Source organism: Methanoculleus sp. UBA374, from assembly GCA_002508705.1.
Lineage (GTDB): Archaea > Halobacteriota > Methanomicrobia > Methanomicrobiales > Methanoculleaceae > Methanoculleus > Methanoculleus palmolei.
The window spans coordinates 1-25,433 of record DAYL01000003.1 but is presented as its reverse complement, the minus strand read 5'-3'; the positions used below and the strand labels follow the sequence as shown (position 1 = coordinate 25,433).

Below are 25,433 nucleotides of genomic sequence, written 5' to 3'. Positions count from 1 at the left end.
AGTGACGGGACATATTAAAATTCTTAACGATCCAGTGGAACTGGTTCCTCTTCTTATAACGTTCAATAATGCCGATTATAAACGGATCTACGAGCTCTTAAATAAGGCCTGGCTGACGGAGGAGGAGCTTAGGGCGTATTCGGATCCCTCGATGGTGACCGAGTGTCTTTCCATCCTCCGCAAGGGCAACTTGGTCGAAGAGCAGTGGCGGATGCCCAAGCCCGGGGAGAAGCCGACGAAGGAATACCGGGCGACATACAGCAAATTCAGGGCAAGTTTTCAGTGTTCCATGGGCGATATCGGAGACCTGTTGCATATAGCCGTCTCAAACGACGAGGGCCTCAGGGCAATTGTGGATTCGGTCGAGCAGGAGATTGCGGCCGGAACCACTTCGATCGGCGATATCTCCCGGAAATACGGGGTCAGTCCGACCTTCATCAAGGGGTTGGCGAAGAGGATTCCCGGTCTCGATGTGAAAGGACAGGGAATGGTGCTGCTTGACCGACTACACTGACGATCCCCTGTACATCATCCTGCGCAGCAAGCGGGAGGCCACCCGGTTCCAGATCCTGGTGGAGATCGCCGAACATCAGCCGGCTGTCCGCCAGCAGGAGATCGCCGAGAAACTCGGCGTGACCCCGCAGGCCGTCTCCGAGTACATCCGGGAGCTGGTGGACGAAGGGCTGGTCGCCGCTCACGGCCGGGGCCGGTATGAGGTGACGAAGAGCGGGATCGAGTGGACCCTGCGGCACGCCGAGGCGCTTGAGGCCTATGCCCGCCACGTCAATCGGGACGTCATCCAGCAGGTCGCGGTCTGGACGGCTGTCGCCCGGGAAGAGATCCGGAAGGGGGATACGGTCGGCGTCTTCATGCAGGACGGGTGGCTTTACGCGACGAAAGATGTGGAGCAGAGCGCTACCGGCAGGGCGACCATGGACGCAGAGCCCGGCGAGGACCTCGGCGTCGCCCAGTTAAACGGCATCATCGAGCACGAGGAAGGGCTCATTCATGTCTGTAAGGTGCCGCGGGTAGAGCGCGGCGGGTCCCGGCAGGTCCGGACGGACCTGCTCAGAGACGTGGTCCAGGGCGTAGAAATGGTGGCCGCCGTCGGGCTCGAGTCCTACGTCGCCCTCAAAAAAGCCGGTATCGAGCCGGATATGTTCTTCGGCTCCCGGGAGGGCGTCATCGAGGCGGCGTTCCACGGGCAGGAATGCGCCATCCTCATCGTCGATGAGGAATTTACCGATTTTCTCAAGCGACTGGAGACCGTGGGGCTCGCCTACACGATCCATGACCTGATCGCACCATGAAGGTTATCGTCCAGCCCCAGAAAGGCACGTACAAACTGCTGTTTGTCGAAGGCGGCCGCGTCGATAGTTCCGGGTTCGTCGACCTGACCGAAACCCCGAAAGGCCGTCGGCCCAAGAACTTCAAGATGCGCAGGCGGGGCAAACAACTCAAGCCCATCCCGACCCGGGACCTGATCACGTTGCTGCGCCGGTCTTCGGTGCACCTCGCGGCGAAGAGCCCGGAATTCGAATCCTTCCTTGCCGACCTTCAGATCCCCTCGTCGCGGATCAACATCTGCCGGTTCTGCCAGCTCGAAGACCGTTTTGTACCCGTCGATCCGGCGACCGGCGTCCGATACGGCGGGGAGTGGATCTGCATGGACTGCGCAAAGCGTGAGATGCGCCGGGAACTCGGCTATATCGGCAGGTTCGGCGGCTCGGTGCTCATGCACCTTGAAAAACTCCTCGTCCAGGTCCGCGACCTCGACCGGGTTCTCGCGTCGGTGGGACCCGACCGTCCCGACCGGTCGCGGGCCCTCTTTGACCGGCTCGAAGCGCACGAGGTCCAGAAGACGGCTCATATCACCGATCTGGCGCTCCCTCCTGCGTTCACGCAGGCCGCCGGTGTCGACTACCTCATGCCCGTCCAGCAGCTCGCCGTCCAGAACGGGCTCCTCGAAGGGCAGCACCTCCTCGTCGTATCCGCCACCGCGAGCGGCAAGACCTTCATCGGGGAGATGGCCGGGATGAAGAACTTCCTCGAAGGGCGGGGGCGAATGCTCTTTCTGGTCCCGCTGGTCGCGCTTGCGAACCAGAAATACCAGCGGTTCCGCGACCGTTACGGTCACCTTGTCCGAGTCACTCTCCAGGTTGGGGTGAGCCGCCTCAACCTCCCCGAGACCCGCCCGGCAGGGGACCGGGACGTCAACGCTCCCGTCGTGGTGGGAACCTACGAGGGGATCGATCACGCTCTCCGGACAGGAAGGTCGTTGAAGGACATCGGGACCGTCGTCATCGACGAGGTCCAGATGCTTGAGGACCCCGAGCGGGGCCACCGTCTCGACGGGCTGATCGCCCGGCTCAAACACGTCGCCCCCGAGGCGCAGTTCCTCTACCTCTCGGCCACAATCGGGTTCCCCGGGCTGCTTGCGGAGAAACTCCAGGCGAACCTGGTTCGCTACGCGGCCCGCCCCGTCCCGCTCGAGCGGTATCTCTACTTCTTGGAGCGGTCAAAGAAGATCGGGTTCATCAAACAGATGGTCGCCGAGGAGTACAAGGTGCGGTCGTCGAAGGGCTATCGGGGTCAGACGATCATCTTCACCAACTCCCGGGCCCGCTGTCACGTCATTGCCGATGCTCTCGGGAAGAAGGCTGCCCCATACCATGCGGGGCTGACCGCCCAGGAGCGCCGGGACGTGGAGCGCCGATTCGCGAACGGCGAGATCGCCGCCGTCGTGACTACGGCGGCGCTTGCCGCCGGCGTCGATTTCCCGGCATCCCAGGTGATCTTCGACGCTCTTGCCATGGGCATCAAGTGGCTTACCGTCCAGGAGTTTTACCAGATGATGGGCCGGGCCGGCCGGCCGGACTTCCACGACCTCGGCCGGGTGGTCATCCTCGCGGAACCCGGCGGGTCGTATTCCCGGACGTCCGGGAAGACCGAAGAAGAGGTTGCCGTCGGCCTCCTGCGGGGCGATATGGAGGAGGTCGCTCCCGAGTACGACATGGAGCAGAGCACGGAGGAGTTCGTCGCGAACGCCGTGGTCTCGGGCGGCGACGAACAGCAGGTCATCCGCATGAACCGTTCGATGGTCGGGACCCTGGAGCCCGCACTCCCCACCCTTCTCGACTACGGCCTGGTCCGACGGCGGGCCGGCCGCATCGAACTCTCCGATATGGCCCGGGTGATGGCCGAGCACTTCATCGGCGCCGAACGCCTGATCGAGATCAAGGACCTGGTCCGGCGGATGGACGACGCGGCCGAGGTCATCGCGGAACTCGAGTGTGCCGGGGAAGAAGCGCCGTAACGGTGCAAAAAAGTCTTTTTCTCAAGTTGACGGGGTGCGGCGGCCTATCGTGATCCGGGTGCCTCTCCCCTGGCGCCTTTGCGGGCGTACCCCTGCATCATCACGGCAAAAACCGCCGTTGCGAGGAGGCTTATCGCCCCGGCCACGTAAAAGACGGCGTCGATCCCGATGTAGTCCATGAAAACGCCTCCTATCAGCGGTGCGACGATCATGCCGATCCCGAAGACCGTGTTGTAGGCGCCCATCGAGGTCCCCATCCCGATGGTCCGGCCTGCATCGACCGTCAGGGCCATGATGGAAGGCTGCTGGACGGCACCCCCGACGCCCATGATGGCGGTGACCACGAGCAGGGGTCCAAGCGACCTGCAGAAGGGGATTGCGGCGAGTGCTACCGACGCTATGGTCGACCCCGCGACGATCAGAGCGACCTTGTTCCCGGTATCGGTGAGCCTCCCTACCGGCACCTGGAGGAACGCCATCAGGAAGGTGTTTACGGAGAGGACGATCCCCACTTCGAACGGGCTGATTGCGATGAACGGGGCGAAGACCGGGATGAAGACCATGATACCCCCACGGCCGAGGGCGCTGATGAGGGTGAAGACCAGGACTCCTCGCATGACCGGCAGCCTGAGAAGCTCCCGCATCGGGGCGGGTTCCACGCTCGGGAGTGCGGCCGGAGATGTTCTGGCCTCCGGGAGGGAGATGGCGACGAGGAGCGTGGCGAACGCCGAGAGACCGGCCATGACGTAGAAGACCGAGTTCATACCGAACGCGTCGTTCAGGAATCCCCCAAGCAGCGGTCCCGCCCCCAGGCCGAGGAACATCGAGATGGAGAAGTTCCCCATCTGGCTTCCTTCCCTGCCTGCTTCTGAGAAATCCGCGATGTAGGCCATGGCAATCGGGACGACCATCGCCGATGCAATTCCGTGGGCGAAGCGAACGGCCGTGAGGGAGTAGGCGCTGCCCGCGACGAGGTAGGTGAGCGAGAGGACGGCATAGGCAAACATGCCGATGAGGATGATCCGCTTCCTCCCCCGCCGGTCCGATAGCCGCCCGAAGATGGGCATGAAGACCGACCGGGAGAGCGCGAAAGCCGAGAAGATGATGCCGAGCCAGATGCCGGTCGCTCCGAGGTTCTCCGCGTAGATGGGGAGGAGCGGGCTGACGACACCGAGCCCGAGCATGGTGGCAAAGACGGAGATGAATAAGACGTTATATACTCGTCTGGCGGTATTCATTCGGGATTACACCGGGTTGGGAGTCCATGGCCGCACGATTGGTCTATGGCAGGCGTTACGCAGTTGCGGGAGAAACGGTTGGTAGTATATCTTATCTATATTATCTATAGTTAACTCGGTCGTCGGTTGGGATCACGTCCGCCGCGCGACGCAGCACCATCGGTCGTAGAGCGGGTCGCGCGCGTTTTCGAAGACCTCGACGTCCCGGCCCTCTCCTGCGCACCACTCTTCTACCCGCGCCGCCTCGGCCCGTGTGCCGACGGTGATCAGGGTTTCATCGGTGAGGGTAAGGAGCCCGGTGATTATTTCCTCCCAGAGGCCCGCGTTGTAGGAGTAGATCTCCCCGGCCATGAACAGGACGCCGAGGGGTGCCGGCGCGATGTAACGGGGCGCCTCCCGCGCGTCGATGCACATAGTGTCTTCCGGCACAAGGCGGCCCTTCGCGAGACCGAGCGCAAGAAGCTCCGGGTCGTTGTCGTAGGCAAGCGCCCGCACTCCGCCCGCCCGGAGGGCTGCGGTGCCGACGCCCGACCCACAGCAGCAGTCGAGACAGAGGGTCCCCGCACGGTCGCCCCAGACCCCGGTCACGAGTTCCCGGATCTTTCCTTCCCGGTCGGGGCGCAGGTCTTCGAGGGCGGGAGCGACGGTTGCCGAGAGTTCCCTGCTGTAATATTCGCGGAGCGCCGAGAGCCACGCTTCCCGGCTTTCCTGGTAGATCTCGCCGCCGACCATCTCGAAACATTCGATGGCGGCGAGCGTCGGGTCCCGAAAGAGGAACGAGGCGGCCAGCCAGCCCTCGTCGTCGTGGAGGGCAAGCGCAAGCGGTTTCTCCTCCTCGTCGACCAGAAGGCGGGCTTCGTCCGCCCCGGTCTCGAAGAGCAGCGCCGTATGGGAGTCAATCGTCAATTCTGCAAACGACGGTTCAACCAGCCGGCACCCGTCGACCTCAAGGATATCTGCGACCTTCATGCAGATCGCCTCTCGATTTTTAAGCCCCCCGGTGCCCGGATGACCCCGTCCACGCGGGCGTCCTCGTGCAGGGTGAGGCGCTGGCAGGAGACGTTCCCGAGGATGTGTACATCCTGCTCGATCGTCACGTCGCCGCCACCCTGCACGTCGCCGTGGATGACCGACCCTCTCGCGATGCTTGCACCTTCCTTCACATGAAGGCTCCCGAAGATCGTCGTCTCCTCCCGGACCGTGATCGACCCGGCACGGATGTTCCCGTGCAGCCGGCACCCAGACCCGATGGCCATCTTCTCCGGGACCGCAAAGGTCTGCATATTGAGGACGGCGCCGGTCGGGATCATCAGCGGCGTCTCGGTGGGAGCTCCCTTCTCATCGCCGAAGAGTTTCTGGAGGACGGAGTCCAGTTCCTCTTCCTTCTCGATCCCGAGGACGGCCACCAGGTACATCATGATGTAGATGATGACCGGCATCGGGTTACGGATGGAGATCCAGCCCTTTGCCTCGAATCCGCGCTCGATCTGGACGTTGTCACCGATGTCGAGGTCGCCTTTGACGACCAGTTTGCCCTGGATCTTCACCCCCTCGCCGAGGTAGGCGTCCTCCTCCACGACAACATCGCCGCCGATCTCACACCAGTTGTCTATCCGGGCATCGCCGGCTGCAACGATGTTTCCATTGATCTTGCTGAATTCACTGACCACGACGTCTTTACCCGAGAGGCCGTAATCGATCCGGCACCGGTCGCCGATGACGATGTCCTCTCCGGTCATGAGTGTCCTCTCCTGGAGCTCGGTATGGTCCGGGAGGGTGCAGGCCTTTATCCAGTCGTGGTCTCCTGTCGGTTCCATTTATACGGTATATCTTCATGCGCCATACTTATGACTCTTATTAATTAGATCCGGGACGATCGGCATGAGATCGCCGCCGCGGATACGCTGTGGATCACCCTCCACGCACGAAACTTCGTCGAACCGGTCCGTCCTGACTCCGGGGCCCCTGATGACGACCGGCCACCTGGTTGGCGCTGTGATCTTTCGACTGAGCAGGGCAAGGTGGGAGGCATCGGAACCCGGGTGTATCCCCGAAGCAACGGAGTCCATGATCCCGCACCCCCCTCCGCGGCGATCCGGTCGGGGACCGGGGTCTTTGCGGCGCCGGGGGGTCAGTCCGTTCAGCGCTTCACAGGGACGGTCGGAGATCCCCTCCGTCCGGTACCAGAAATAACGCCTTGCGAGCAATCATCAAGAAGAGGTGAGATTGCGAGTCTGATTACTCTTCCCGGCGGGCAGGGAGGGTCCGGGTTTCCGGAGCCCTCTTTTCTTTCTGCACAGGTGCCGGGCATCGGTCGGCGTGGTGGAGCACCTCCTTCGCGATGGCGTCGCCCCGCCTGCGGCACTCCTCCCCGCGCCCGACCATGATGAGAATGTTGGTCGTTTTGATCATATCTGCCGAAAGGCACCGGATCTCCACGGCAAAGTCTTCATCAACGATTGCCCCGACATCGCATATGATGTCGTAGAGCTGGTGCGAATACCGGTCGAGCAGGGCGTTTGCAGCGGGGACCCAGGTCGCGTTATTCTCTTTTTCTTCGAGGTCCGTCCACTCCCGGTGAAACTGGACGAGCAGCCTCCTGATGATCCCCCGGGTCATCGCCTGCCGGTCTTCCGGGGGCCCCGGATCGAGTACGGCCGATTTTACTCGCTGTGCACCCGTGTCCGGCTCTTTTGCCGACATCACCTCTCCCCTCTACGCCCGGTGTATAGCCGGTCATAGAGCATATACCCTTCGTGCCGGATCTCCGGCACGAAGGAAAGAGTGGAAAATGATAAAAATTGGGGAGCGGTCGGCCTTATACGGCCGCGACCTGCTCCAGTTTGGATTTGGTGATCTCGACCCGGCGGATCGGGTAGATGGTCTTGACGACCTTGAAGACGTCCCGGGCCATGTCGCCGGAGACGATATCCTTAACCAGGGTCTCAAAGTCGCTCTCCGCCGCCCGGGCGGAGAGGGCCTGTGAGATCGCCTGCCGCACGGCGTGGACCTGGCTCTGCTCGGCCCTCGAGAGGGTGAGGCAGACGACCGTCACCCGCAGGAGCTTGCCGTCCTTGCTGATGATCGGGTGGATGGTGTCGATGCGGGATGCCCGCCGTTTGACCATCGACCGGAGGTAGTCCCGGGTCACCTCGTGCCCGACGAACTCGGTGTATGCGGCGTCGCCGGCCACGTTGTTGATCTTAAACCTCATCTTGATATGGGACTTGGAGTAGTCCTGCACGACTTCGCCGAGCGTTGCGGTCATGATCCGGCCGACCATGTTTTCGGGGTCGGCCGAGATGGTGTCGCCAATCTCAACTTTGCCGAAGGCATCGGGTACGTAGACACGGTACCACTTCTTGGCCTTCCAGCCTTCCAGCCTTCTTCCAACCTGTTTCTTCTTTGCCATGGTATCACTTCTCTTTATTCTCTCTGTTTAGCCAGAATTCACTCCGAACCTTTCCGTTGCTTCCGGGAAGCGGAGGTGCATACGTCCTCCGCTATCGCCAGATTCATGAGGTAGTCGTCCACCGAGGCGATGATCGACCGGAGTCTGGTCCCGTCGATCTCGGCCCGCACCCCCCCCTTTACCGGATACGCCCGGATCAGGGTGAGGTTATCGGGTTCGAGCGCTGCCGCCACGCATTCGGGGTGGCTGTGCGGCGTCTTGATGACGCCCTCGATCCCGGTCATGCCGGCACCTCCTTCTGGAGTTCCTGCCGGAACCGGTCCACCTGGTCGGCGCCGATCCGGGCGCCGGCTCGTCGGTGGTGCCCGCCGCCCTGGCCGCCGCAGGCCTCCGCGATCCTCCCCATCAGCGGCTCGAGATCGAGGTCGATGCCCGGAGGGCAGCGCGCCGATACGACGCAGTGATCAGCGTTCTTGCCGATGACGAAGACCGGGCCGGTCTGGACAAGGTCGTTTGCGAGCGCATCCGCGACATCGCCCGTCACCGTTCCATCGTCCACCTCGAAGAGGGCGCGGTGCTCGTCGAGACGGCGCGCCCCCTGAATGCCGACGATGACCGCCTGCCGGTGACGGGCGGCGATCTCCCAGGCTTCCCCCAGCGCGTGGGTCGAGCGGAGACAGAGCGATGCACCGATATCCCCGTGGCCTGACTTGCCGCAGGCGTCGACGACGGCGGTGAGGTTCACGGCCTCGTCGATCACCTCCCGCCCGAGGCTGTAGGTGGTGCCCCAGATCCCGCAGAGCGCTTGAAGCGACGCGTTCGGGGCGGCCGCAAGGACAACCCGGGAGAGGAGAGACTCATAGTCGACGTCGTCCTCGTCGGTGACCTGTGCGACCAGCGCCCTGGCCGTTTCGGGAACGCCCGAGAATCCGGCGAGGTACGGGTTGACGGCGAGCGCGAGTTGCTCGACGAGGCCCCTTCCCGGGAGGCGGAGGCCGCGGCGGGGTGCTATGAACCCGTTTGCAATTCCTTCGCTTGTGATATCCCGGTTCGGTCCCTCGATCTCCTGGCCGTCGCCGATGATCCCGAGGAGCGCAAGTCCCGCGAGGTCGCGGTTGTCGCCCATGCGCTGTGCGACGATGTAGGCCGTGCCGGCCGCCGAGAGGTTCCGGTCGCCGTCGATCCCTTCGAGACGCGGGTTGACGTGGTAGTCGCCCTCGAAGTGGGGCAGGTGGTGGTCCACCACCATCACGTCGCCGGGAAGGTCCGTGAGCGCTGACCCTAAGTCGCAGAGAAGCACGCTGCTGTCGCGCGGGATGTCGGCCGTGGTGATGCCCGAGCGGACCCTCAGTCTGAACCGCCCGCCCTCGCGGAACATGGCGTGGCAGAGGATGGATGCGGCGGCTATTCCATCCGCATCGTGGTGTGCGAGCACCTCCACAAACTCCTGTTCGCGCAGGTGGTCGGCGAGGCCGGCAGCAGCAGCTTCAAGCGACATGGGTTATCAGCGGGAAAGCAGGATCTCTGCCGTCTCCGGTTTGTAGGTCCAGCCTTCCGGCAGCCTTCCGGACCCGACGTAGTACTTGACCAGTCTGCGTACCTTGGATTCGGCGATCTGAAGTTGCCGGGTGTTGTGCACGTCCTTCCTGTTCTCCGCGAGATGCTTCCTCAGCCTGAGCGCTTTCTGCATCAGGTTCCGAAGGTCTTCGGGGATCTCGGATTCAAGACCCTTTTCGTGGAGGATCTCGTTTATACGCTTGCCTGTGGCGAGCTTGACGTCAGGGACGGCGTACCGGTCCCGCAATGCAAGGCCAATCTGGCTGGCTGACATGCCGTCTTTGCGGAGATCGACAATGATCTTCTCGATCTCCGTTACGTCCGTATTGGACCACTCGGGTGCTTCCTTCCGATAGGGTCGGACGGAACTACTGGTTCCACGACGCCGAGCGTACATTCTTGCCATTTATACACCTCCGTTAGATATACTATGTAAGTCCAGAAAAGAGCCGTTAACTGACTAATTTCTGTAATCCCGAGCCCTTGCGGGCAGTGCTTCCGGGAGCACGTCGGACTTACCATAGCCAGCACATATGGTGCTGTATCATGTTCTCCGGGCGGTATCTTAAGGGTATCGGGTGAAGGCTCCGATTCCCGTGCGTGAGTCCCAAAACTCATGCGAGCCCCCTGATACACCCTGGTTGGAGTTGCCGCGTCGTGAACCTCTGTTTTTTTTGGGAAAGTCACTGAACTGGAATGCGGACTCAAAACATTTTCGGGATTGTACTGACGGTGTTCCTGATCCGTTCCACACCCTCAGATGAGGCCGAAAGGAGCATGAAAACCCCGCGGACTTTCGACCGGGCACCCTCCCCGGCAAAGGGTTTTTGGGACGATTCCGGGCTAAAGCAGATCAATGGGGGTTTATTGCGGTTCAATGCGATTGTTAATGTATGGATGCGGGCCGGCCGGACCACCTGCCCGGGAGTACGTTCGCCCGGGAGCACCTTCTCTCCTGGATCATCGCTACCTCGGCTCTTTTCGCGTTCGGTACGACGGGGTACTCTCTCTTTGCAGGGCTACCCATCGTTGTCTCCCATTTCTTTTATATCCCGATAGTCCTTGCAGCCTATCTTTATCCTGACCGGGGCGTTGCGTTTGCCGGCGTGCTTGCCGCCGGCTATCTCGCGGAAGTGCTCCTCTTCACAACGGGGAGCTGGTTTGAGGTTGCATCCGCTCTCCTCCGCGCCGGGGTGTTCCTCGTCGTCGCCGCCGTCGTCTCGCACCTCTCCGGCCGCCTGCAGACACGGGAGCGCCGATACCGCGGGATCTTCGAGACGTCCGGTGCGGGGGTCTTTATCTTCTCGCCTGTGACCGGGAAGATTAAGGAGATGAACCGGGGGTGCGCCGGGATGCTCGGGTATCCCGACGGCGACGTTCCGCCCCTGGAGGTGTCCGAGGTCTGGCCGGGGTATCCCGGCTCCGCCGGAGCCCTTGAGCAGACGGGGATCGAGGGTCTTGATTGCAGTCTCGTCCGCCGGGACGGGACGTCCTGCCCGGTTATCCTCTCGGCGAACCTCCTTCCCGGCCGGCAGGCTGGCTGCGCGGTGGTCACCGGGACGACGGAGCAAAAACGGATGGAGAACCGGCTCCGCCGGTCGGAGGCGACGTACCGGGTTATCCTCGACACCGTTGACGTCGGGATCGTCCTCACCGACCCGGGCAGACAGGTCGTCGAGGCGAACAAGGCGGCAATTGGGCTCTTCGGCGGAGCCGGGCGGGAGGACCTGATCGGGAGAAACCCTCTGGACCTGGTCGCCGCGAGGTATCGAGAGGCCGCCCGGGTTTACCTGGAACGGGCCCTGCGCGGGGAGATGCCCGCACCCGGAGAGTGCATGCTCTGCAGGATCGACGGGAGCGAGTGGCCTGCAGAGGTCTCGGCCACCTACCTCGCGAGAGACGGGGACGCCCCGGAACGTCAGATTCTGGTCATCCGGAACATCACCGAGCGGCGTTGGGCGGAGGAGGCGATGCGGGAAGAGAATCGACGTCTCTCCATCGTTAATGAGGTCATCGCCGCTGCCACCGCGTCCCGCCGGCTGGATGATCTCCTGCAGGCCTCACTGGCAAAAATTATCGCCTTGCTCGGGTTCGATCACGGTGCGGTCTATCTGATGCGTCCCGGAAGCGATACGGCGGTTCTCCGTGTCCTGGAGGGGGAGGGCCGGATTCTGCCGGCGGTGGTGCGGCGGGACGATCCCTTCTACCGGGACCTTGTTCTGGCCGGCGATGTGCGTTGTATCGAGGATATCCGGGCGCGGCATCCCGGTTCCTTGGTCAAGGTTCTTGTCGCGGTGCCCATCCCCGGTGATGACGGCCCGGTGGGGTGGTTTGCGGTCGGGAGCAGGACCCGGGAGACCGTCCCGGAGAGCGAGCGCCGGATCCTTCTTGCTATCGGTGAAGAGCTCGGCAGCGCGGTCGTGATGGGGATGCTCCAGGAGGACCTGGAGGGGGCGCTCGCGTCCGCCAATCGCTACCTCGACGAAGCAAATGCAGCAACGGGGGAGGTCAACCTCTACGTGGATATCCTCACCCACGATATCAACAACGCAAACACCGCAGCCATGGGCTACCTGCAGATGTTCCTTGAGTCCGCCGCCGACGAGTCGGGTGTCCTGGCCGCCAAAAAGTCGCTTGCAGCCATCTACCAGAGCAACGACATCATCCGGAACGTCTCCACGATCCGCAAGATCAAGGCCGGTTCCGTCGAACTACGGCCGGTGCAGCTTGGGCCTGTACTCCGGGAGATCCGCAACTATTACTCCGATACCTGCATCACCTGCGAGGGAGCGGACGCGACGGTCCTCGCCGACGACCTCCTGCCCGAGATCTTTGTGAATCTGATTGGCAACGCCGTCAAGTTCGGGGGGCCGGAGGTCGAGGTTACCGTCAGCGTTAAGGAGGATGGGGGTATGGTCTCGGTGACGGTGGCCGATACCGGCCCCGGGATCCCCGATGACCTGAAGCCGCGTCTCTTTGGGCGCTACCAGCGCGGAGAGACGAAGAAAGGCGGGAAGGGCCTCGGCCTCTACATCGTCCGGACGCTTACGGAGCGGTATGGGGGGAGCGTCCGGGCAGGCGACAGGATTTTCGGGCGGCCGGAAAAGGGTGCCGCCGTTACGTTCACCCTGCGCCGCCGCCTTTCGGAGGCAGGGGACAAACGAGCCGAATATTTATCATCTCCTTAGTCAATGTATATTGGTACCTGTGCGATAGTAGTCTAGCGGTAGGACAGGGGCTTCCCAAGCCTCTAGCCCGGGTTCGATTCCCGGCTATCGCATCGGAATTATTATCCGACTCCTTCTTTCATTCTCTTGGGATAACTCGTGTAGCTGCTGTACCTGAATGGTCCCCGGCATTTTTCATGTAGCGCGCCGGGGGAGCGTACCCGGTTCATTATCCGTGGGTGTCCTCTCTCCCTTCTCCTCCGGCACCACCTCAAACCGGCAGTGGTCAAATCCCATCGAGTAGCATCGGGTCTCGATCGCCGCCGTCGGCCGCCCGTAGTGGCGGGAGAAGAGCGCCCGGAGGATGCCGGAGTCGAACGCGCACGCGGGTTTGCCGGTGACCGGGAGGTCGGCGCACTCGAAACAGTCGTAGATGAGGAGCGTTAACGGTTGCGTCCCTGTGACCTCGACCCGACCGAGGTGGTGTTCGTCCCAGAATCGGGCGATATTCGTGCAAAATTGTCCGGTCTCCGGGTCGGCGAGCGCTGGATAGAGTTCCGCCCCGACCCGCTCCCCGGCCTGGGTGAGGAGCGGGTCGAGGAGGATCCCCTCCTGCATAAGCGAGACCCGGATCGTCCGGAAGGTCAGTTTGTAGAACACGAAAGGGTCGCCCGCCCCTGTCCGGTAGTACGCCCCCGCATAGGCGGCGAGGTTGCCGGCCACCCGTTCCTCCGATGAGACGCTCGCGACGAGGTTGCCGGAAAGGAAGAAGACTTTCCGTCTTGCATCCTCCGGATCGGTCCGTGACCCGACCACGCCTGCCGCCGCGAGTTCCTGGAGATGCACCGAGACTGTCGACTTCGCCCGTCCGGCGAGGGCGACGAGGTCGTCGAATGTGCACTCACGTTCCCTGAGTGCCGAGAGGATCGCACGCCGCACCGGATTCTCGACCGCCCGTATCCCGCCCGGCGTCGAGTACAGGTCTATTTCACTGTCCGGCTTCGGCCGGCCGGCTCTCCCTTTGCCGGTCATTACCTGCTCCATAGATCAGGATCGAAAGGAAGATATATCAAATGTTCGGATATAGTAGAATGTTCGTTGAAAGCAGAACGACTTGAGGGATAAAAAATGATGGCTACGAAACTCGCCCCCGGCGTCCACTGGGTCGGGGCAATCGACTGGAACCTTCGGGAGTATCACGGCTACACCCTCCCGGGAACGACCTACAACGCCTATCTCGTTCAGGGTGAGAAGACGGCGCTCATAGACGGCGCCTACCATGGGTTCGAGGAAGAGGTCCTCGGCCGGATCGAGTCTGTCTCCGACCCCGTTAAGATCGACTACATTGTTGTGAATCACATCGAGATGGACCACTCCGGCACCCTGCCCGCGTTCGTGCGGCAGATGCCCGGTATCCCGATCTACTGCACGGAGCGGGCGAAGGCCGGCCTTGCCCGCCACTACGATACGACAGGCTGGAACATCCGGGTTGTCAAGACCGGCGACACCCTCGACCTCGGCGGCAAGACGCTCACCTTCCTTGAAGCGCCGATGCTCCACTGGCCCGACTCGATGTTCACCTACCTTGCCGAGGATGCCATTCTCTTCCCGAACGACGCCTTCGGGCAGCACGTTGCAAGCGCCGCCCGGTTCGACGACCAGCTCGGGAAGGACGTGGCGATGGCCCACGCACAGAAGTTCTTCGCGAACCTGATCATCCCGCTCGCACCGAAGGTCTTAAAGAAGCTCGACGAGGTCGGAAAACTCGGCATCGAGATCAAGATGGTCGCGCCGAGCCACGGCGTTATCTGGCGGTCGCATGCCGGGGACATTCTCAAGGCTTACACCGACTGGAGCAGGGGCGTCTCGAAGGATAAGGTCACAATCGTCTACGACACCATGCACAACTCAACCACGATGATGGCCCGGGCTATCGCCGAGGGCGTCATGGCCGAAGGGGCTGACGTCAAGGTCTGCCTCCTCCGGGACGGCCGCTACGAGGGGACGCACCGGAGCGACGTCGTCACGGATGTGCTCGACTCAAAGGCGGTCCTCATCGGGTCGCCGACACTCCAGGACGAGGTTCTCCCCACGGTGGCAGGGTTCCTCAGCTACCTCCGGGGACTGCGGCCGGGGCGCCTTACGGCAAAGAAGATCGGGTGTGCGTTCGGATCGCACGGCGGCATGGGCGGCGCGGTCGCCCAGGCCGAAGAGGCACTGAAGGCAGCCGGGATCGAGGTGATCGAAGGCGGGTTCCAGGTGAACTACCGCCCGGATGCCGGCGAACTCGCCCGGTGTTACGAGCTCGGGCGGAAGGTGGCGCGGGAGATCCGGACCCGGTAACGCCGGGGCTCCTCTCCCGCACCCGGGCGCCTTCCATGAAGGGGTCCAGACCCGTACTTTTTTTTGCGCCCCGCCGCCCGCACGGTCGCCGTCCTGCGCTTGTTATCCTGTGTGTTGCTGTGTTGCCCCGCAGCAGCGGCTCGAGGCATCACTCTTCTCCGCCTCCCCGGAGGATACCATTTTTAATCTCGGTGTCTCTCTCCCTGCCATGATCTTTCCGTTCAGGACGGTCGACGGCGCCCTGACGCTGCGGGATCACCCGGAAGAAGGCGGATGGGTCCATGTGCTGGCCCCGTCCGACGAGGAGAAAGAATACCTTATCCAGGAGCACGGTATCCCCCGGGACTGTATCGAAGAGGCCCTCGATCCGGATGCGCTGGCCCGGGCGAGGAAACTGGATGGTTCCCTCTCTATTGTCTTGCTCTGTTCCCGCTCCGGTGCAGAGCAGTCGGTGCCGTTTGTGACGCAACCGCTCGGCATCGTGCTCCGGGAGAAGATGATCGTCACGATCTGCTCTCGCGATCCGGAATTAATCTTCGACCTCCTTTTGGAAGATGCGTATGCGGTCCCCACCTACGAGAGACACAGGTTTTGTCTGATGATTTTGCTGCAAAACGCCCGGATATTCAAGGTGCATCTGGGAGAGATCCGGGAGCGGGGTGTACTCGATGAGGAGGTGCTCACGCGAGCTCTCACCGGGACGGGGCTGATCGATCTCCTGGACGGCGAGCGGAGCCTCGCGTACTTCGTCTCCGCTCTAGGGTCCAATCAGGAGATGGTTGAGGCGCTCCGGAGTTCGAGGTACCTTGAGCCGGAGGATCGGGACCTGCTGGAGGACGTTGTCCATAGGAACAGAGAGAGCCTCACCGTTGCCAACACCACCGCAAAACTCCACAACGACCTCATCGGTGGGTTTACGTCTCTGGTCTCGCTGAACCTCAATAACCTCGTCCGGACCCTGACGGAGATCACCATTGCGCTCTCCGTCCCGGCCATCATCGGCGCTCTCTGGGGGATGGAAGTATCCCTCCCGCTTAAAGAGCATTCTCTTGCATTCTGGGTCATTCTCAGCCTGATGGGCGTTCTCGCGGTGGCGACCTTCGTGATCATCAGGGCGGGCGAGCTGCTCGATCCCGCCAGGCACAGGAGATGATGTCCGCTCGAAAAATCGGTCCCGGTTCTGCCCGGGTGCGGTTGCCATACCGAAAACCTATAACCCTTATGAGACCCAAATCTAACAATTAGCGCTATATGACCGAATTTTTCCTGTCCACCAGGCAATCGGAGAGCACCCGGATCTCCGGCAGGGGAGGATCATGACCAGCAGCGATGCCGATCTGTATGCCCTCTCGATCATCACCGAGAACCGGGCAGGGGTGTTACGCGATGTGGCCACGGTGATGGCGAATTACCAGGCCAATATCCAGATGATCCAGCAGTCGATCATCACCACCGGTTCGAACGTCGGGAGGGCCTACCTCTACTTTGAGTTCGAGGAGTGCGGAGACCACGGCGAACTCGTCGCCGACCTTGCGCGGGTTCCGTCCGTCGTCGACGTCACGATCTACCCGCCGTTCTCCCGGATATTCGGCACAAGGGTGATCATCATCGGCGGGGGTGCGCAGGTGGCGCAGGTGGCGCTCGGTGCTGTAAACGAGGCGGACCGCCACAACATCCGCGGCGAGCGGATATCGGTGGACACGATCCCCCTCGTCGGGGAGCAGAACCTGACGCTTGCCGTGGATGCGGTGGCCCGGCTCCCCCGGGCGTCGATCCTGGTGCTCGCCGGGTCGCTGATGGGCGGCGAGGTCTCGCGGGCCGTGGACCGGGTCCGGCAGGCGGGCATCCCGGTGATCGCTCTCAAGATGGCCGGGAGCGTTCCGCAGCATGCCGACCTGGTCGTGACCGATCCCATCCAGGCCGGTGTTTTTGCCGTGATGCACGTCAGCGGCAAAGGAGTCTTTGATATCAACCGCGTACGTGGGCGTGAGTTCTGATGGATCCGATAGATATGGCAGTCAGGGTGCTCTCGCGGGACGGGCTCGTCGTCTATCCCACCGAGACGGTCTATGGTCTCGGGGCGGACGCCCTCTCGGAGGATGCGGTGATGCGGGTCTACGAGGCTAAGAACCGTCCGGTGGGAAAACCAGTATCGGTCGCAGTCTCGGATATGGAGATGCTTTCGGCTGTTGCAGTGGTGGACGAGGCCGCGCGGGCCTTCATCGAGCGGTTCCTGCCCGGTCCGGTGACGGTGATTCTGCCGGCGAAGTCCTGTCTGCCGGCTGTCCTCACCGGCGGCACAGGCCTTGTCGGCATCCGGTGGCCCGATCACGCGCTCGCTCTTGCGATCATCGCGCGGCTCGACGCTCCCATCACTGCCACCAGCGCGAACATCTCGGGGGATGTCCCGCCAACCCGGCCCGAAGAAGTCTCCGTGCCCCATGACTATCTGGTTGACGGCGGAGAACTTCCCGGAACACCGAGCACGGTGGTTGACCTCCCTGCCCGGCGCATCCTGCGGGAGGGCGCGGAATATGAAGCAGTGAAGGCGTTTCTGGAAACGTTAGGGTGAACCATGCGGCCGATACGACTTCGTGATTTCATCGAGGACCGCGAGGGTTGTCTTTATGCGGTCTCGAATTACGACAACGACGACCGGATCGGGTGTATCCTCCGCTACGTCCCCGATGATGGCGGGGAGCGAACGAGCCTCTCCGGCCGACGGTATCGGAAATATGACTTTGCCGAGTCTTTTGCCTGGATCCGGGAGCATAAGCCGGAGTACCTGGACTCGGTCCACCGGGTGCCCCGCTCTGATGTGGTGCGGGTGTATAAACCGGAAGAGGAGATCGGCAAGGTGGCGGCCCGGAACGCCCGGGTGCGGAGGCTCCTCTCCCATTTCGACCTCCCGCCGGGTTCGTTCGGGTGCACGGGCTCGCTCCTCTGCGGCCTGGACAACGCCGCTTCCGATATCGATCTGGTGGTCTATGGCGACGCCTGGTTTGCCGCTCAGCGTCAGCTCCGGCATCTTGTGGGGGCGGGGGTGATCCCGGGGATGAGCACCGCGATGTGGCGGAAGGTCTACGAGAAGAGGGTCCCGGAGATATCGTTTGACACCTTTGTCCTGCACGAGCAGCGGAAGTGGAACCGGGGGGAGTTCGAGGGGACCTACTTCGACCTCCTCTACACCCGGGCCTACGGGAACCTGGATGCGGTCCCTGCCGGCAAGGGGAAGGTGGTCGGCCGGACGACGATCGAGGCCACGGTCACCGATGCCTCCCTCTCCTTCGACAGCCCGGCGGTCTACGCCGTGGCCCACGGTGAGATCTCCCGGGTGCTCTCCTTCACTCATACCTACGCGGGGCAGGCGCTTGCAGGGGAGGTCATCGAGGCCCGGGGTGTCGTGGAGGAGCACGGCGACGAGCGGTGGCTGATCGTCGGCACGACTCGCGAGGCGAAGGGGGAGTACATCGTCTCAAAGACGCTGCTTGAGAACGCGGGGTAGTCAGAAGAGGTCCGAGAGCCGTCGCGGACCGGTCGTGCACCGCTCGGAGTGGGGGCAGCCGTCGCATGGCGCTCTGAGGGGCCGCGGCGGGATATCGCCCGCGACGACCCGTTTTGCCGCCCGGATCGCCCTGATCATCTCCCTGCGGTCGCGGGGCTGGGGCTCGACGAACCGGCAGGTCCCGCTTGCGACATACTCGACGTAGCCGCCGGTGACGGCGCGCCCGAGTGTCTCCCGGAGACAGGCGACGTAACAGGCAACCCGGAGGCGGTCGGTGCCATAGACCCCGGCTTTCGGGGCGGTGCTCGACCGGGTGACGGCGAACGTGCCGTCGGAAAAGACCTTGTCTATCCTCCCCCGGATGCCGAGGAGGTCGGACTCGACGGCAAGGTCGGTCTGGACCGGCGTCTGCCAGGCCGTCTCCCGGCAGGCGGCGACGCACTCGTCGAGGAATTCCCGGGCTTCCGGGGGAGCATCGGGGAGAACACAGAGAACTTCCTGCCAGATCCGCTCCGCTTCAAGGGGTTCTCCAAGGTGCATGGAGACCTGTTTGCAGACGGTGTAGCGGGGTGGTTCCTCCCGCTCTTCCGACCGCTCGAAGTAGTAGCGCCGGGGGCAGATGTGACAGGCGACGACGCCGGATACCGGGATATACTCGTTCATGCGCAATCGGTTCTGTTGAGAGAGACATACGTCCTCCCTCTTTATATGGGCTTGTCCTCTGCACCGGTGCGGGGTCCCGGCCCCGGCCGCACCCGGGACGAACTCTTATGCCGAAGCAGGTCACAAAAGAAGAGTATGGCAAACCGAGAGATATCGGTCAACATCCCCGGCAACCTCGACCCGGTCTACTCGAACCGGATCCAGATCGCCTACAAGGAGGACGAGTTCACGTTCCTCTTCCTGCACGAGATCCCCGGCATGAACCAGGCGCGTGCGAAGGCGATCGTCTCGATCAGCCCCCGGCACGCGAAAAATCTGGTCGAGGTGCTGGCAAAGAGCGTTGCCGACTACGAACAGAAGTTCGGCAAGATCACCACCCCTGAGACCGCCCCACACCAGGAGAGTAACGTCACCATCCGGGGCTACTCCTGAACGGGATCGGGGCGGCGGTCTCCGGGCAGGTGATACCTTTTTAATTTCGGACGTACAATGTTGTAAGGCAGTCGCCGCTGTGGCTTAGCGGTATAGCGGCTGATTCGTAATCAGCAGGTCGGGGGTTCAAGTCCCCCCAGCGGCTCCTTTTCATCCGAGGTTCAAAGCCGTAATTTGTTTACCTGTTTCATGTCTTTTCCTGCGCTTTCGTTCTGCAGAAGATATAAATATCTCGATGTTGAGAAAAGGGTATACCATGACGGAGAAGAAGGAGACCCACCCCCGGTGCGTCCACTGTGGAACGATCATGAACCGGGTGTACGTACGGTCATCGGGAGAGCAGAGGGAGTGGCTACCTATCGGTTGGGCCTGCGTTGTGTGCCAGTGGATGAGCTGGGACTGACGTGGTTTTTGGGTTAGGGATTGTTGCACCCTACATAGGGCTATAGAAATAGTTTGGATCGGGTTTTAGAACTGGATCTCTCGTTTATTATATAGGTCGATCAGGCCTTGCTCTGATAAGGTACAGTCAACAAGGTTCTCAAACTCATTTTTCTCGATTTTTAACTGTCTTGCCATTATCCCAATTAGTTTATCACTGATCTCTTTGGTTCCGTGACTCACCCAAGTGACTATCCGCGTCTTTTTACCGTTATGGTAGAGAGTTAATTTGATGTCTTTTGAGTTATGTTGTTGGAAACCTTTTCTTATCAACGCATTTTGGATGTTGCGGTTTTTCCGGGTTCCCAATTATATCCCCTCAGCCGGTAGTGATAGCAGTTTTTCACGGAACTGAACTCCTCCTTCAGTCAATTTGTTAACATCCTCCTCAACATAATCGAACCATAGCAACTTGAATTCTTCGTTTATCCTATCTACACCATCTTTTAGGTCATTGCATGTAACTAGGAGACTGAAATCATCATTATAAAGGATATATTCGTCATTTTCAAACTCAACTTCAAGGTTGATAGGAACTCGAAGAGACAGAACATGCGATTCATCGAATCGAATGTGGGTTAGAGGGAGATTTTTTAATGGTTTGAATTCTTTTTCGTTCGCAATATTAATAGTTCGTTGACCCTCCTCAGTTGAACCACTTACACTAACAAGCTGTTTAATTCTTTTTATCACAATTCCTTCGAGTTCTGGAGGATACTTACAGGTATATTTACCCTCAGGCGTGTCAATAATAAACTGGCGCTTTTTATCTACACTTAACTCTACTAAACGGCCCGTGACAGTTTTTCTAATTGGTTTTGGGGGCTTAATTATGGCATTCTTGATTATGGGTTTTCTCTGTGGGTCTAACTTTACTTTCTCCGCAGATCCAAACCCGATATTGACATCATATATTGAATCTTGCTCCGGCCAGAGATTATCCACGACCTCGATGGATTTAACCGCTCTATCTTCATCGTTATTTAGTACACCGAGTACCTTAGAGTAGATCTCGTCTTGACTCGAAGCGATATCTACTATGGTGCCAGCAATGGAGATCGCACGCTCCCCGAATGTGCCTCCAACACCTGGAAGTCCATACTGACTGTGCGAAAGCCTCACAGTAGCGTCGACACTACCCTGCTTAAGCTCAGATATTTCCAGCTCGCAATTGTCCTTCACAGTCTTGGGGAAGTCACCTGCAGCTCTTGGTTTATGACCCTCTAGGTGATCGCATACGACATACATTAAATTCTGGATCGCCTGAAAATTGCTGATAAGAGCATTAACTGATATCTTGGGGTGTTCTTCACTGTGTGAAGCAATGTAAATACTAATTTCTCTCGATCCGACCATTCGTCATACCCCTCACGCAGCTCTCTGGGTCCGATATTAATACACTCATCTGCACATTGGATATTTATGAGTATGGATGTATACTCAATGAAGAACCCTAGAATATTTAACTTTTTCATATGCGCGGTGTGAAAGTGTATAATACATGAATTGTTAAGTGTGTAACATTGACTTTTGAGCGCGCGCTCAGCAATACTGTGAGTGCATCCTCTTCACGGTATAGGCCCTTTGTCGCACTCCTCTCGCGGTTTAACTCGAAACACCTGCCTTTCTCAAGTGATCGCTGCAATGGGAACACAGGTCATTCCCCATTCTTCCCCTCCATAAGCGCCGTAAGCCTGCTCACCTGCTCGGTGAGGGCGTCGATCTTCTCCAGCGCCCGATCGTGAGTGAGGAGCCGGAGAATCCCCCGGTCAAGGGCGGACGCTCCCCCCCGGTCCATCGTCTCCACCTCGGCGGGGCCTTCGCTGTGGTCCACCCACCAACCCGGGAGAGCAGTTCCCCCGTCCGCCAGAGTCTCCGAGACCCGGAAGGCGTAATGGGGCTGAGTAATGATCTTCCCGATCTCGTCGGGGTGATGCACCTCGATCGTGCAGCCGGTGTAGTACTGAGCAAGCACGAAGTTCTGCACGGCTTCATGGATGGCGAGCAGGACCCGCACCTCCGCCACCTCCATAGAAGGGGCTATAATCCGCTGTTGGGCGTCCGGGTATGCTACGATACTCCGGGGGTGCAGATCGAGCGTTATAGCTGGCATGTTCGGCCCCTGCTGTGCGGCAAGGAACTTGTGACGCTCCCCGTTACGCATCTTCCATGAGCGGTAATACCCGGTGTGCAGCGGATCGAGGGAGAGAAGGCCATCCATCCGGGTAATCTGATACTTAAGCCGGATGTTGTGAACCCGGCAGGAAGAGAGCTCCGGCGGGGGCCGCGGGGCCCGTAGGTCTGTGGCTCCCACCCACCACTGATCCGTTTTTCCCGGGGTGGCGGAGCTCGGCCAGAGTAGCCCGAGCTCGCGTAACTTCCGTATAGTGATGCTGACGTGCTTCCGTGAAACTCCGAGTAAGCGCGCCACCTGAGCCTGAGTGTGATCGCCCGTCGCTATGAGGCGGGCGATCCGCTGTTCCGTGTACGAAAGTCGCATTCAATCCGTGCGTGGTGAAGAACTGGTGTTCTCAGGGCAGTTCGTGGATCGCGGGCGGTCCACCAGATCAGGAGCGGAGCGGCGTCCCGGGCCGGTCGGGCGATGTGGAGGTTTATAGTCCCGGCCTTCGCTGCTATACCCTGGAGAGTCTCCATGAGCGGTGCGAGGGGGCCGGAGACACCGAACGAGGAGAGACGTTCCGGACCGGTGGCCTGCGGCTCCCTCGGTTGGGGTCGCCTGGGTGGGTGGAGGTCGGAGTATTCGGCACGCCAGGATCCCGGACGGCCGATGACCTGCCAGACGCGGACGCCGGCGGACGCCTCGAAGTCATTGATGGCGTCCGCTATCGCATGAGGGAAGTCTTCCATTGCGCTCCCCTCAGTTTTGCGCCTGGTCCGGGGCCTTAATGACCCACTCGCCCGACTCGATCTTAAGATCGATGACGGCCCGGTGAGCGGGGGTGCATCGAGGATCGAGGAGAAGCCGATCCATATCTGCGGGAGAGACCTGGCGGGTCATGCCGGCACCCCCTCACCCTTCAATACGATGTTGAGGAGCTCAACCCGGGCGAACCAGACCGGCGAAAGCATCACCGTTTTTGCAAGGTGGCGGGAGCCGATCTTCACTCGCGGCTTCTTCCAATTCCTGCGTGTCTGTGTCTTCCTTCCGAGGATCACGGCTTCGACGTGATAGGAGGGCTTGAAGAGAAGCACCTATACCGCCTCCTGCGGCGCTGTGAGCTCGTAGAGGTAGAGCTGCTGGCGGCGTCCGTCGAGGTCCGAGCGGCGGCAGTAATACGATGCGTGCCGGCCCACTACCTGTACACGGATGAACTCTCCTTCCTCGGTGCCGGGGATGACGTCCCATGTCTTCCCCCGGGTGCGGGTGAGGAGGGCCTTTGTTGTTCGGGTGGCGGTGATCATTCTGCCACCCCTTGCCCGCGAGGCGTTGAGATGGTGAGTGGTTCCTGCTGGAGCCGCGCCCGGGCTGTCTCGTATGCAAGCGGGTCGATCTCGTATCCGAGGTACGATAGGTTGAGGAGCTTTGCCGCGAGGAGGGACGTTCCCGATCCGGCGTAAGGGTCGAGAACGAGATCCCCGGGTTGTGTGAGCCGTGAGAGTAAGTGCAACGGCTCTTGAATAGACTGTTCCCATTGATGGAACTGCTTTGCCCGGGCCCCGGAGACTACATCTAAGAAGATGGTTTCTACCGGCGTGATCGGGGGTTTCTGGTAGATGAGAATAGGTTTCCAGCCGCAGATTACCTTTCGGGCCCACACTACTGTTTTTGCACCGCTGTTGAGTTGTGCCACGGTCCAGAAGTAACTCAGGCCGGGGGCGTCCTCGAAGATGTGCATGATGCGGTTGAGGTAGAACTGCGGGCAGTACATGACGAGGAACCCGGAGGATTTGAGGATCCTGGGGGCGTGGCGTGCGAGAGTGCTGTACGCCTGCTCGTACGTCTTCCCGAGGTAGGGCGGATCGGTGAAGATGAGGTTAACTGAGTCATCGGGGAGCGTCGCCATGCCGGTGTCACAGTCTCCGAGGATTAGAGTGGAGTTCACTTACTCCACCCCCGGAAGCCGGCGCTGCCGAAAGTAGCGGCCTAGATCCAGCCGGGGCCGAAGTGTGCCGTCGGAGATCCCGATGTGATACGCCCGACTTACGGCAAGCGCTTCATCGGGGAAGGGGCCGCGGGAAAGAGTGTACTGCATCAGGCGCACCCCTCGTCTTGGACCACGATCACATGCCCGCACCGCAGGCACCGGTAGCGTTCATACGTCGCCCCGATGCCATCCTGCACGGTCCCGGTCCGGATGCTGTCCGCACCGCATCGGGGGCAGGCGGTGGTCTTCGCAGCATTTGGGGTCTCAGACAAATGCTGGTCCAGCCAGCCCGTCGGGCACTGCTTGAGTTTCCCGGGGCACTTGTTTCCGGCCGCTCTGCAGGTGCGGTGCGGCCGGCCGGCCCGATTCGTACCCTCGATGAGGTCAGGGCACCTGGCGACCCGGCAGGCAAAGGTATCCGGGACGCGCGGGCGAACCAATATATTCTCAGATTCCGATACAGATGTGGCGGCCCGGTTTTCCTGGTGCTTGCAGGCGTGGGAACACGCGGGGCTGCCGTTCAGGCATTTGTTTTTTGACATGCATTCTCACCTTTGATGAAAATTCGCTCGACGGAGCCTTTCGTTTCAGAGACCTCCTCTTCTGCGACATCTGAAGTGTCGATACCGAGAGCATCGAGCCCTCGAACAACGATGAGCCGCGCCGCCTCGGTGCGGGTGACCAACTTGTGGCTGACCTGTACCTCATCGATCGCGTCGAGCATCCACGTAGGGACTTTGAACCAAATGGAGTGCAGAAGGGCGGCTTTCTGGTTTTTATTTACCATTGTTTACCACAAATTAACAATGATATACAAACCCATATATGCCTACCGGTTTTACAACGTTTATCAACGATATATAATGGTAAATTTTGGTGATGGCAAATGGCAAAAAGGAATAAACAGACTGGAGTAAGGATGGATCCCGGCATGGTTGAGCAAATTGATCGACTTGCAGACGCACATCACCGAGACCGTAGCGGCGAGATTATCCATGCATGCGCGCTATACATCGCCGCGCACGAGCCCCCAAACACGCCCGAAGCATATTATGCTGTCCTTCAGGCGCTTGAAGAACTCCGGTCTAAAATGCTTGAAAACCTAGAGGGGAAGCAGATAAGTGCCCCATCGGGGATCACAGTGAAAGAGGGGTGGTTCAAACGATAATGCTCCCCGTTAGGGTGTCCCCGCGCCGCCGAATATGGATTGATGTTTCATTCCGCTATGAACGAGGTGATCCTATAATTATAAG

Annotated in this window: 32 protein-coding genes and 2 tRNA genes; 13 read left to right on the top strand and 21 right to left on the bottom strand. The window is 60.7% G+C overall.

Going from position 1 to position 25,433, the window contains the following annotated elements; genetic code table 11:
* The first annotated feature begins 1 nt into the window (after position 1).
* From BRA42_RS00915 to BRA42_RS00905, 3 genes are read left to right on the top strand one after another with little or no spacing between them, the layout of a single operon-like run.
* Complete coding sequence (locus BRA42_RS00915) at positions 2–514, top strand: ArsR family transcriptional regulator (protein ID WP_292409361.1); 513 nt, start codon at positions 2–4, stop codon at positions 512–514.
* Complete coding sequence (locus BRA42_RS00910; protein WP_292409359.1) at positions 498–1,310, top strand: MarR family transcriptional regulator; 813 nt, start codon at positions 498–500, stop codon at positions 1,308–1,310. Before BRA42_RS00915 ends, BRA42_RS00910 begins: the two co-directional genes overlap by 17 nt.
* Complete coding sequence (locus BRA42_RS00905; RefSeq protein WP_292409357.1) at positions 1,307–3,316, top strand: DEAD/DEAH box helicase; 2,010 nt, start codon at positions 1,307–1,309, stop codon at positions 3,314–3,316. Before BRA42_RS00910 ends, BRA42_RS00905 begins: the two co-directional genes overlap by 4 nt.
* Positions 3,317–3,360: 44 nt before the next feature.
* Here the strand turns inward: BRA42_RS00905 and BRA42_RS00900 are convergent, their stop codons facing one another.
* The 9 genes from BRA42_RS00900 to BRA42_RS00865 form a co-directional block, all read right to left on the bottom strand.
* The gene (locus BRA42_RS00900; RefSeq protein WP_292409355.1) at positions 3,361–4,554 is read right to left on the bottom strand and encodes an MFS transporter; all 1,194 of its coding nucleotides are present in this window, start codon (positions 4,552–4,554) and stop codon (positions 3,361–3,363) included.
* A 132-nt stretch (positions 4,555–4,686) separates the two neighbouring features.
* Complete coding sequence (locus tag BRA42_RS00895) at positions 4,687–5,523, bottom strand: hypothetical protein (protein WP_342770613.1); 837 nt, start codon at positions 5,521–5,523, stop codon at positions 4,687–4,689.
* A complete protein-coding gene (locus BRA42_RS00890; RefSeq protein ID WP_292409351.1) occupies positions 5,520–6,371 on the bottom strand; it encodes a polymer-forming cytoskeletal protein in 852 nt (283 codons plus the stop codon). Before BRA42_RS00890 ends, BRA42_RS00895 begins: the two co-directional genes overlap by 4 nt.
* A 15-nt stretch (positions 6,372–6,386) precedes the next feature.
* Positions 6,387–6,623 (bottom strand): hypothetical protein, encoded by a 237-nt coding sequence (locus BRA42_RS14460; protein ID WP_394339206.1) that lies wholly within the window; start codon positions 6,621–6,623, stop codon positions 6,387–6,389.
* Between the two features lie 169 nt (positions 6,624–6,792).
* Positions 6,793–7,257, bottom strand: coding sequence for a hypothetical protein (locus tag BRA42_RS00885; RefSeq protein ID WP_292409350.1), 465 nt, complete (start codon positions 7,255–7,257; stop codon positions 6,793–6,795).
* A gap of 115 nt (positions 7,258–7,372) precedes the next feature.
* Positions 7,373–7,966 (bottom strand): 30S ribosomal protein S3ae, encoded by a 594-nt coding sequence (locus BRA42_RS00880; protein WP_292409348.1) that lies wholly within the window; start codon positions 7,964–7,966, stop codon positions 7,373–7,375.
* A gap of 38 nt (positions 7,967–8,004) precedes the next feature.
* Positions 8,005–8,250: a KEOPS complex subunit Pcc1 gene (locus BRA42_RS00875; protein ID WP_292409346.1), complete on the bottom strand. Its 246-nt coding sequence runs from the start codon at positions 8,248–8,250 to the stop codon at positions 8,005–8,007.
* Positions 8,247–9,464 carry a DHHA1 domain-containing protein gene (locus BRA42_RS00870; protein ID WP_292409344.1) on the bottom strand — a complete coding sequence of 406 codons (1,218 nt, stop codon included), beginning with the start codon at positions 9,462–9,464 and terminating at the stop codon, positions 8,247–8,249. The genes BRA42_RS00875 and BRA42_RS00870 overlap by 4 nt, the downstream gene beginning before the upstream one ends.
* Before the next feature lie 6 nt (positions 9,465–9,470).
* On the bottom strand, positions 9,471–9,929 hold the full coding sequence (locus BRA42_RS00865; protein ID WP_292409342.1) for a 30S ribosomal protein S15: 459 nt from the start codon (positions 9,927–9,929) through the stop codon (positions 9,471–9,473).
* A 487-nt stretch (positions 9,930–10,416) separates the two neighbouring features.
* On the opposite strand from BRA42_RS00865, the gene BRA42_RS00860 reads away from it, so the two are divergent.
* Positions 10,417–12,711, top strand: a complete 2,295-nt coding sequence (locus BRA42_RS00860; protein WP_342770614.1) for an ATP-binding protein — start codon at positions 10,417–10,419, stop codon at positions 12,709–12,711.
* Between the two features lie 21 nt (positions 12,712–12,732).
* A tRNA-Gly gene (locus BRA42_RS00855) sits at positions 12,733–12,803 on the top strand.
* 82 nt (positions 12,804–12,885) lie between these two features.
* Here the strand turns inward: BRA42_RS00855 and BRA42_RS00850 are convergent.
* Positions 12,886–13,734 (bottom strand): V4R domain-containing protein, encoded by an 849-nt coding sequence (locus tag BRA42_RS00850; protein WP_292409338.1) that lies wholly within the window; start codon positions 13,732–13,734, stop codon positions 12,886–12,888.
* 84 nt (positions 13,735–13,818) lie between these two features.
* On the opposite strand from BRA42_RS00850, the gene BRA42_RS00845 reads away from it, so the two are divergent.
* From BRA42_RS00845 to BRA42_RS00825, 5 genes are all read left to right on the top strand, one after another.
* Complete coding sequence (locus BRA42_RS00845; RefSeq protein ID WP_342770615.1) at positions 13,819–15,033, top strand: FprA family A-type flavoprotein; 1,215 nt, start codon at positions 13,819–13,821, stop codon at positions 15,031–15,033.
* A gap of 208 nt (positions 15,034–15,241) precedes the next feature.
* Positions 15,242–16,186, top strand: a complete 945-nt coding sequence (locus tag BRA42_RS00840) for a magnesium transporter CorA family protein (RefSeq protein ID WP_342771186.1) — start codon at positions 15,242–15,244, stop codon at positions 16,184–16,186.
* A 163-nt stretch (positions 16,187–16,349) separates the two neighbouring features.
* A complete protein-coding gene (locus BRA42_RS00835) occupies positions 16,350–17,030 on the top strand; it encodes a DUF5612 domain-containing protein (RefSeq protein ID WP_292409330.1) in 681 nt (226 codons plus the stop codon).
* On the top strand, positions 17,030–17,605 hold the full coding sequence (locus BRA42_RS00830; protein WP_292409328.1) for an L-threonylcarbamoyladenylate synthase: 576 nt from the start codon (positions 17,030–17,032) through the stop codon (positions 17,603–17,605). The genes BRA42_RS00835 and BRA42_RS00830 overlap by 1 nt, the downstream gene beginning before the upstream one ends.
* Positions 17,606–17,608: 3 nt before the next feature.
* Positions 17,609–18,538 carry a DNA polymerase subunit beta gene (locus BRA42_RS00825; RefSeq protein WP_292409326.1) on the top strand — a complete coding sequence of 310 codons (930 nt, stop codon included), beginning with the start codon at positions 17,609–17,611 and terminating at the stop codon, positions 18,536–18,538.
* Here BRA42_RS00825 and BRA42_RS00820 read toward each other — a convergent pair whose 3' ends face one another.
* The gene (locus BRA42_RS00820) at positions 18,539–19,201 is read right to left on the bottom strand and encodes a CRISPR-associated protein Cas4 (RefSeq protein WP_292409324.1); all 663 of its coding nucleotides are present in this window, start codon (positions 19,199–19,201) and stop codon (positions 18,539–18,541) included.
* A gap of 135 nt (positions 19,202–19,336) precedes the next feature.
* Here BRA42_RS00820 and BRA42_RS00815 point away from each other — a divergent pair, with 135 nt between their 5' ends.
* Positions 19,337–19,633, top strand: a complete 297-nt coding sequence (locus BRA42_RS00815; RefSeq protein WP_292409322.1) for a DUF3467 domain-containing protein — start codon at positions 19,337–19,339, stop codon at positions 19,631–19,633.
* A gap of 73 nt (positions 19,634–19,706) precedes the next feature.
* Positions 19,707–19,778 (top strand) — tRNA-Thr (locus BRA42_RS00810).
* 605 nt (positions 19,779–20,383) lie between these two features.
* On the opposite strand, the gene BRA42_RS00805 is transcribed toward BRA42_RS00810, so the two are convergent.
* The 10 genes from BRA42_RS00805 to BRA42_RS00760 all read right to left on the bottom strand — a co-directional run bounded on the left by BRA42_RS00805 (position 20,384) and on the right by BRA42_RS00760 (position 24,967).
* Positions 20,384–21,430 carry a hypothetical protein gene (locus BRA42_RS00805; protein WP_292409320.1) on the bottom strand — a complete coding sequence of 349 codons (1,047 nt, stop codon included), beginning with the start codon at positions 21,428–21,430 and terminating at the stop codon, positions 20,384–20,386.
* 301 nt (positions 21,431–21,731) lie between these two features.
* Positions 21,732–22,295: a hypothetical protein gene (locus BRA42_RS00800; RefSeq protein WP_292409319.1), complete on the bottom strand. Its 564-nt coding sequence runs from the start codon at positions 22,293–22,295 to the stop codon at positions 21,732–21,734.
* 236 nt (positions 22,296–22,531) lie between these two features.
* The gene (locus tag BRA42_RS00795) at positions 22,532–22,942 is read right to left on the bottom strand and encodes a hypothetical protein (RefSeq protein WP_292409317.1); all 411 of its coding nucleotides are present in this window, start codon (positions 22,940–22,942) and stop codon (positions 22,532–22,534) included.
* Positions 22,943–22,952: 10 nt separating this feature from the next.
* Entirely contained in the window at positions 22,953–23,093 is a 141-nt protein-coding gene (locus BRA42_RS00790) for a hypothetical protein (protein WP_292409315.1), read from the bottom strand.
* Positions 23,090–23,287, bottom strand: a complete 198-nt coding sequence (locus BRA42_RS00785; protein ID WP_342770409.1) for a hypothetical protein — start codon at positions 23,285–23,287, stop codon at positions 23,090–23,092. The genes BRA42_RS00790 and BRA42_RS00785 overlap by 4 nt, the downstream gene beginning before the upstream one ends.
* Positions 23,288–23,497: a hypothetical protein gene (locus tag BRA42_RS00780; RefSeq protein WP_292409311.1), complete on the bottom strand. Its 210-nt coding sequence runs from the start codon at positions 23,495–23,497 to the stop codon at positions 23,288–23,290. It abuts the gene before it with no gap.
* Entirely contained in the window at positions 23,494–24,138 is a 645-nt protein-coding gene (locus tag BRA42_RS00775; RefSeq protein WP_292409309.1) for a DNA-methyltransferase, read from the bottom strand. Before BRA42_RS00775 ends, BRA42_RS00780 begins: the two co-directional genes overlap by 4 nt.
* Positions 24,139–24,288: a hypothetical protein gene (locus BRA42_RS00770; RefSeq protein ID WP_292409307.1), complete on the bottom strand. Its 150-nt coding sequence runs from the start codon at positions 24,286–24,288 to the stop codon at positions 24,139–24,141.
* Positions 24,288–24,722, bottom strand: a complete 435-nt coding sequence (locus tag BRA42_RS00765; RefSeq protein ID WP_292409306.1) for a hypothetical protein — start codon at positions 24,720–24,722, stop codon at positions 24,288–24,290. Before BRA42_RS00765 ends, BRA42_RS00770 begins: the two co-directional genes overlap by 1 nt.
* The gene (locus BRA42_RS00760; protein WP_292409303.1) at positions 24,701–24,967 is read right to left on the bottom strand and encodes a hypothetical protein; all 267 of its coding nucleotides are present in this window, start codon (positions 24,965–24,967) and stop codon (positions 24,701–24,703) included. Before BRA42_RS00760 ends, BRA42_RS00765 begins: the two co-directional genes overlap by 22 nt.
* Positions 24,968–25,066: 99 nt before the next feature.
* On the opposite strand from BRA42_RS00760, the gene BRA42_RS00755 reads away from it, so the two are divergent.
* Entirely contained in the window at positions 25,067–25,348 is a 282-nt protein-coding gene (locus BRA42_RS00755; RefSeq protein WP_292409301.1) for a hypothetical protein, read from the top strand.
* Positions 25,349–25,433 lie beyond the last annotated feature (85 nt).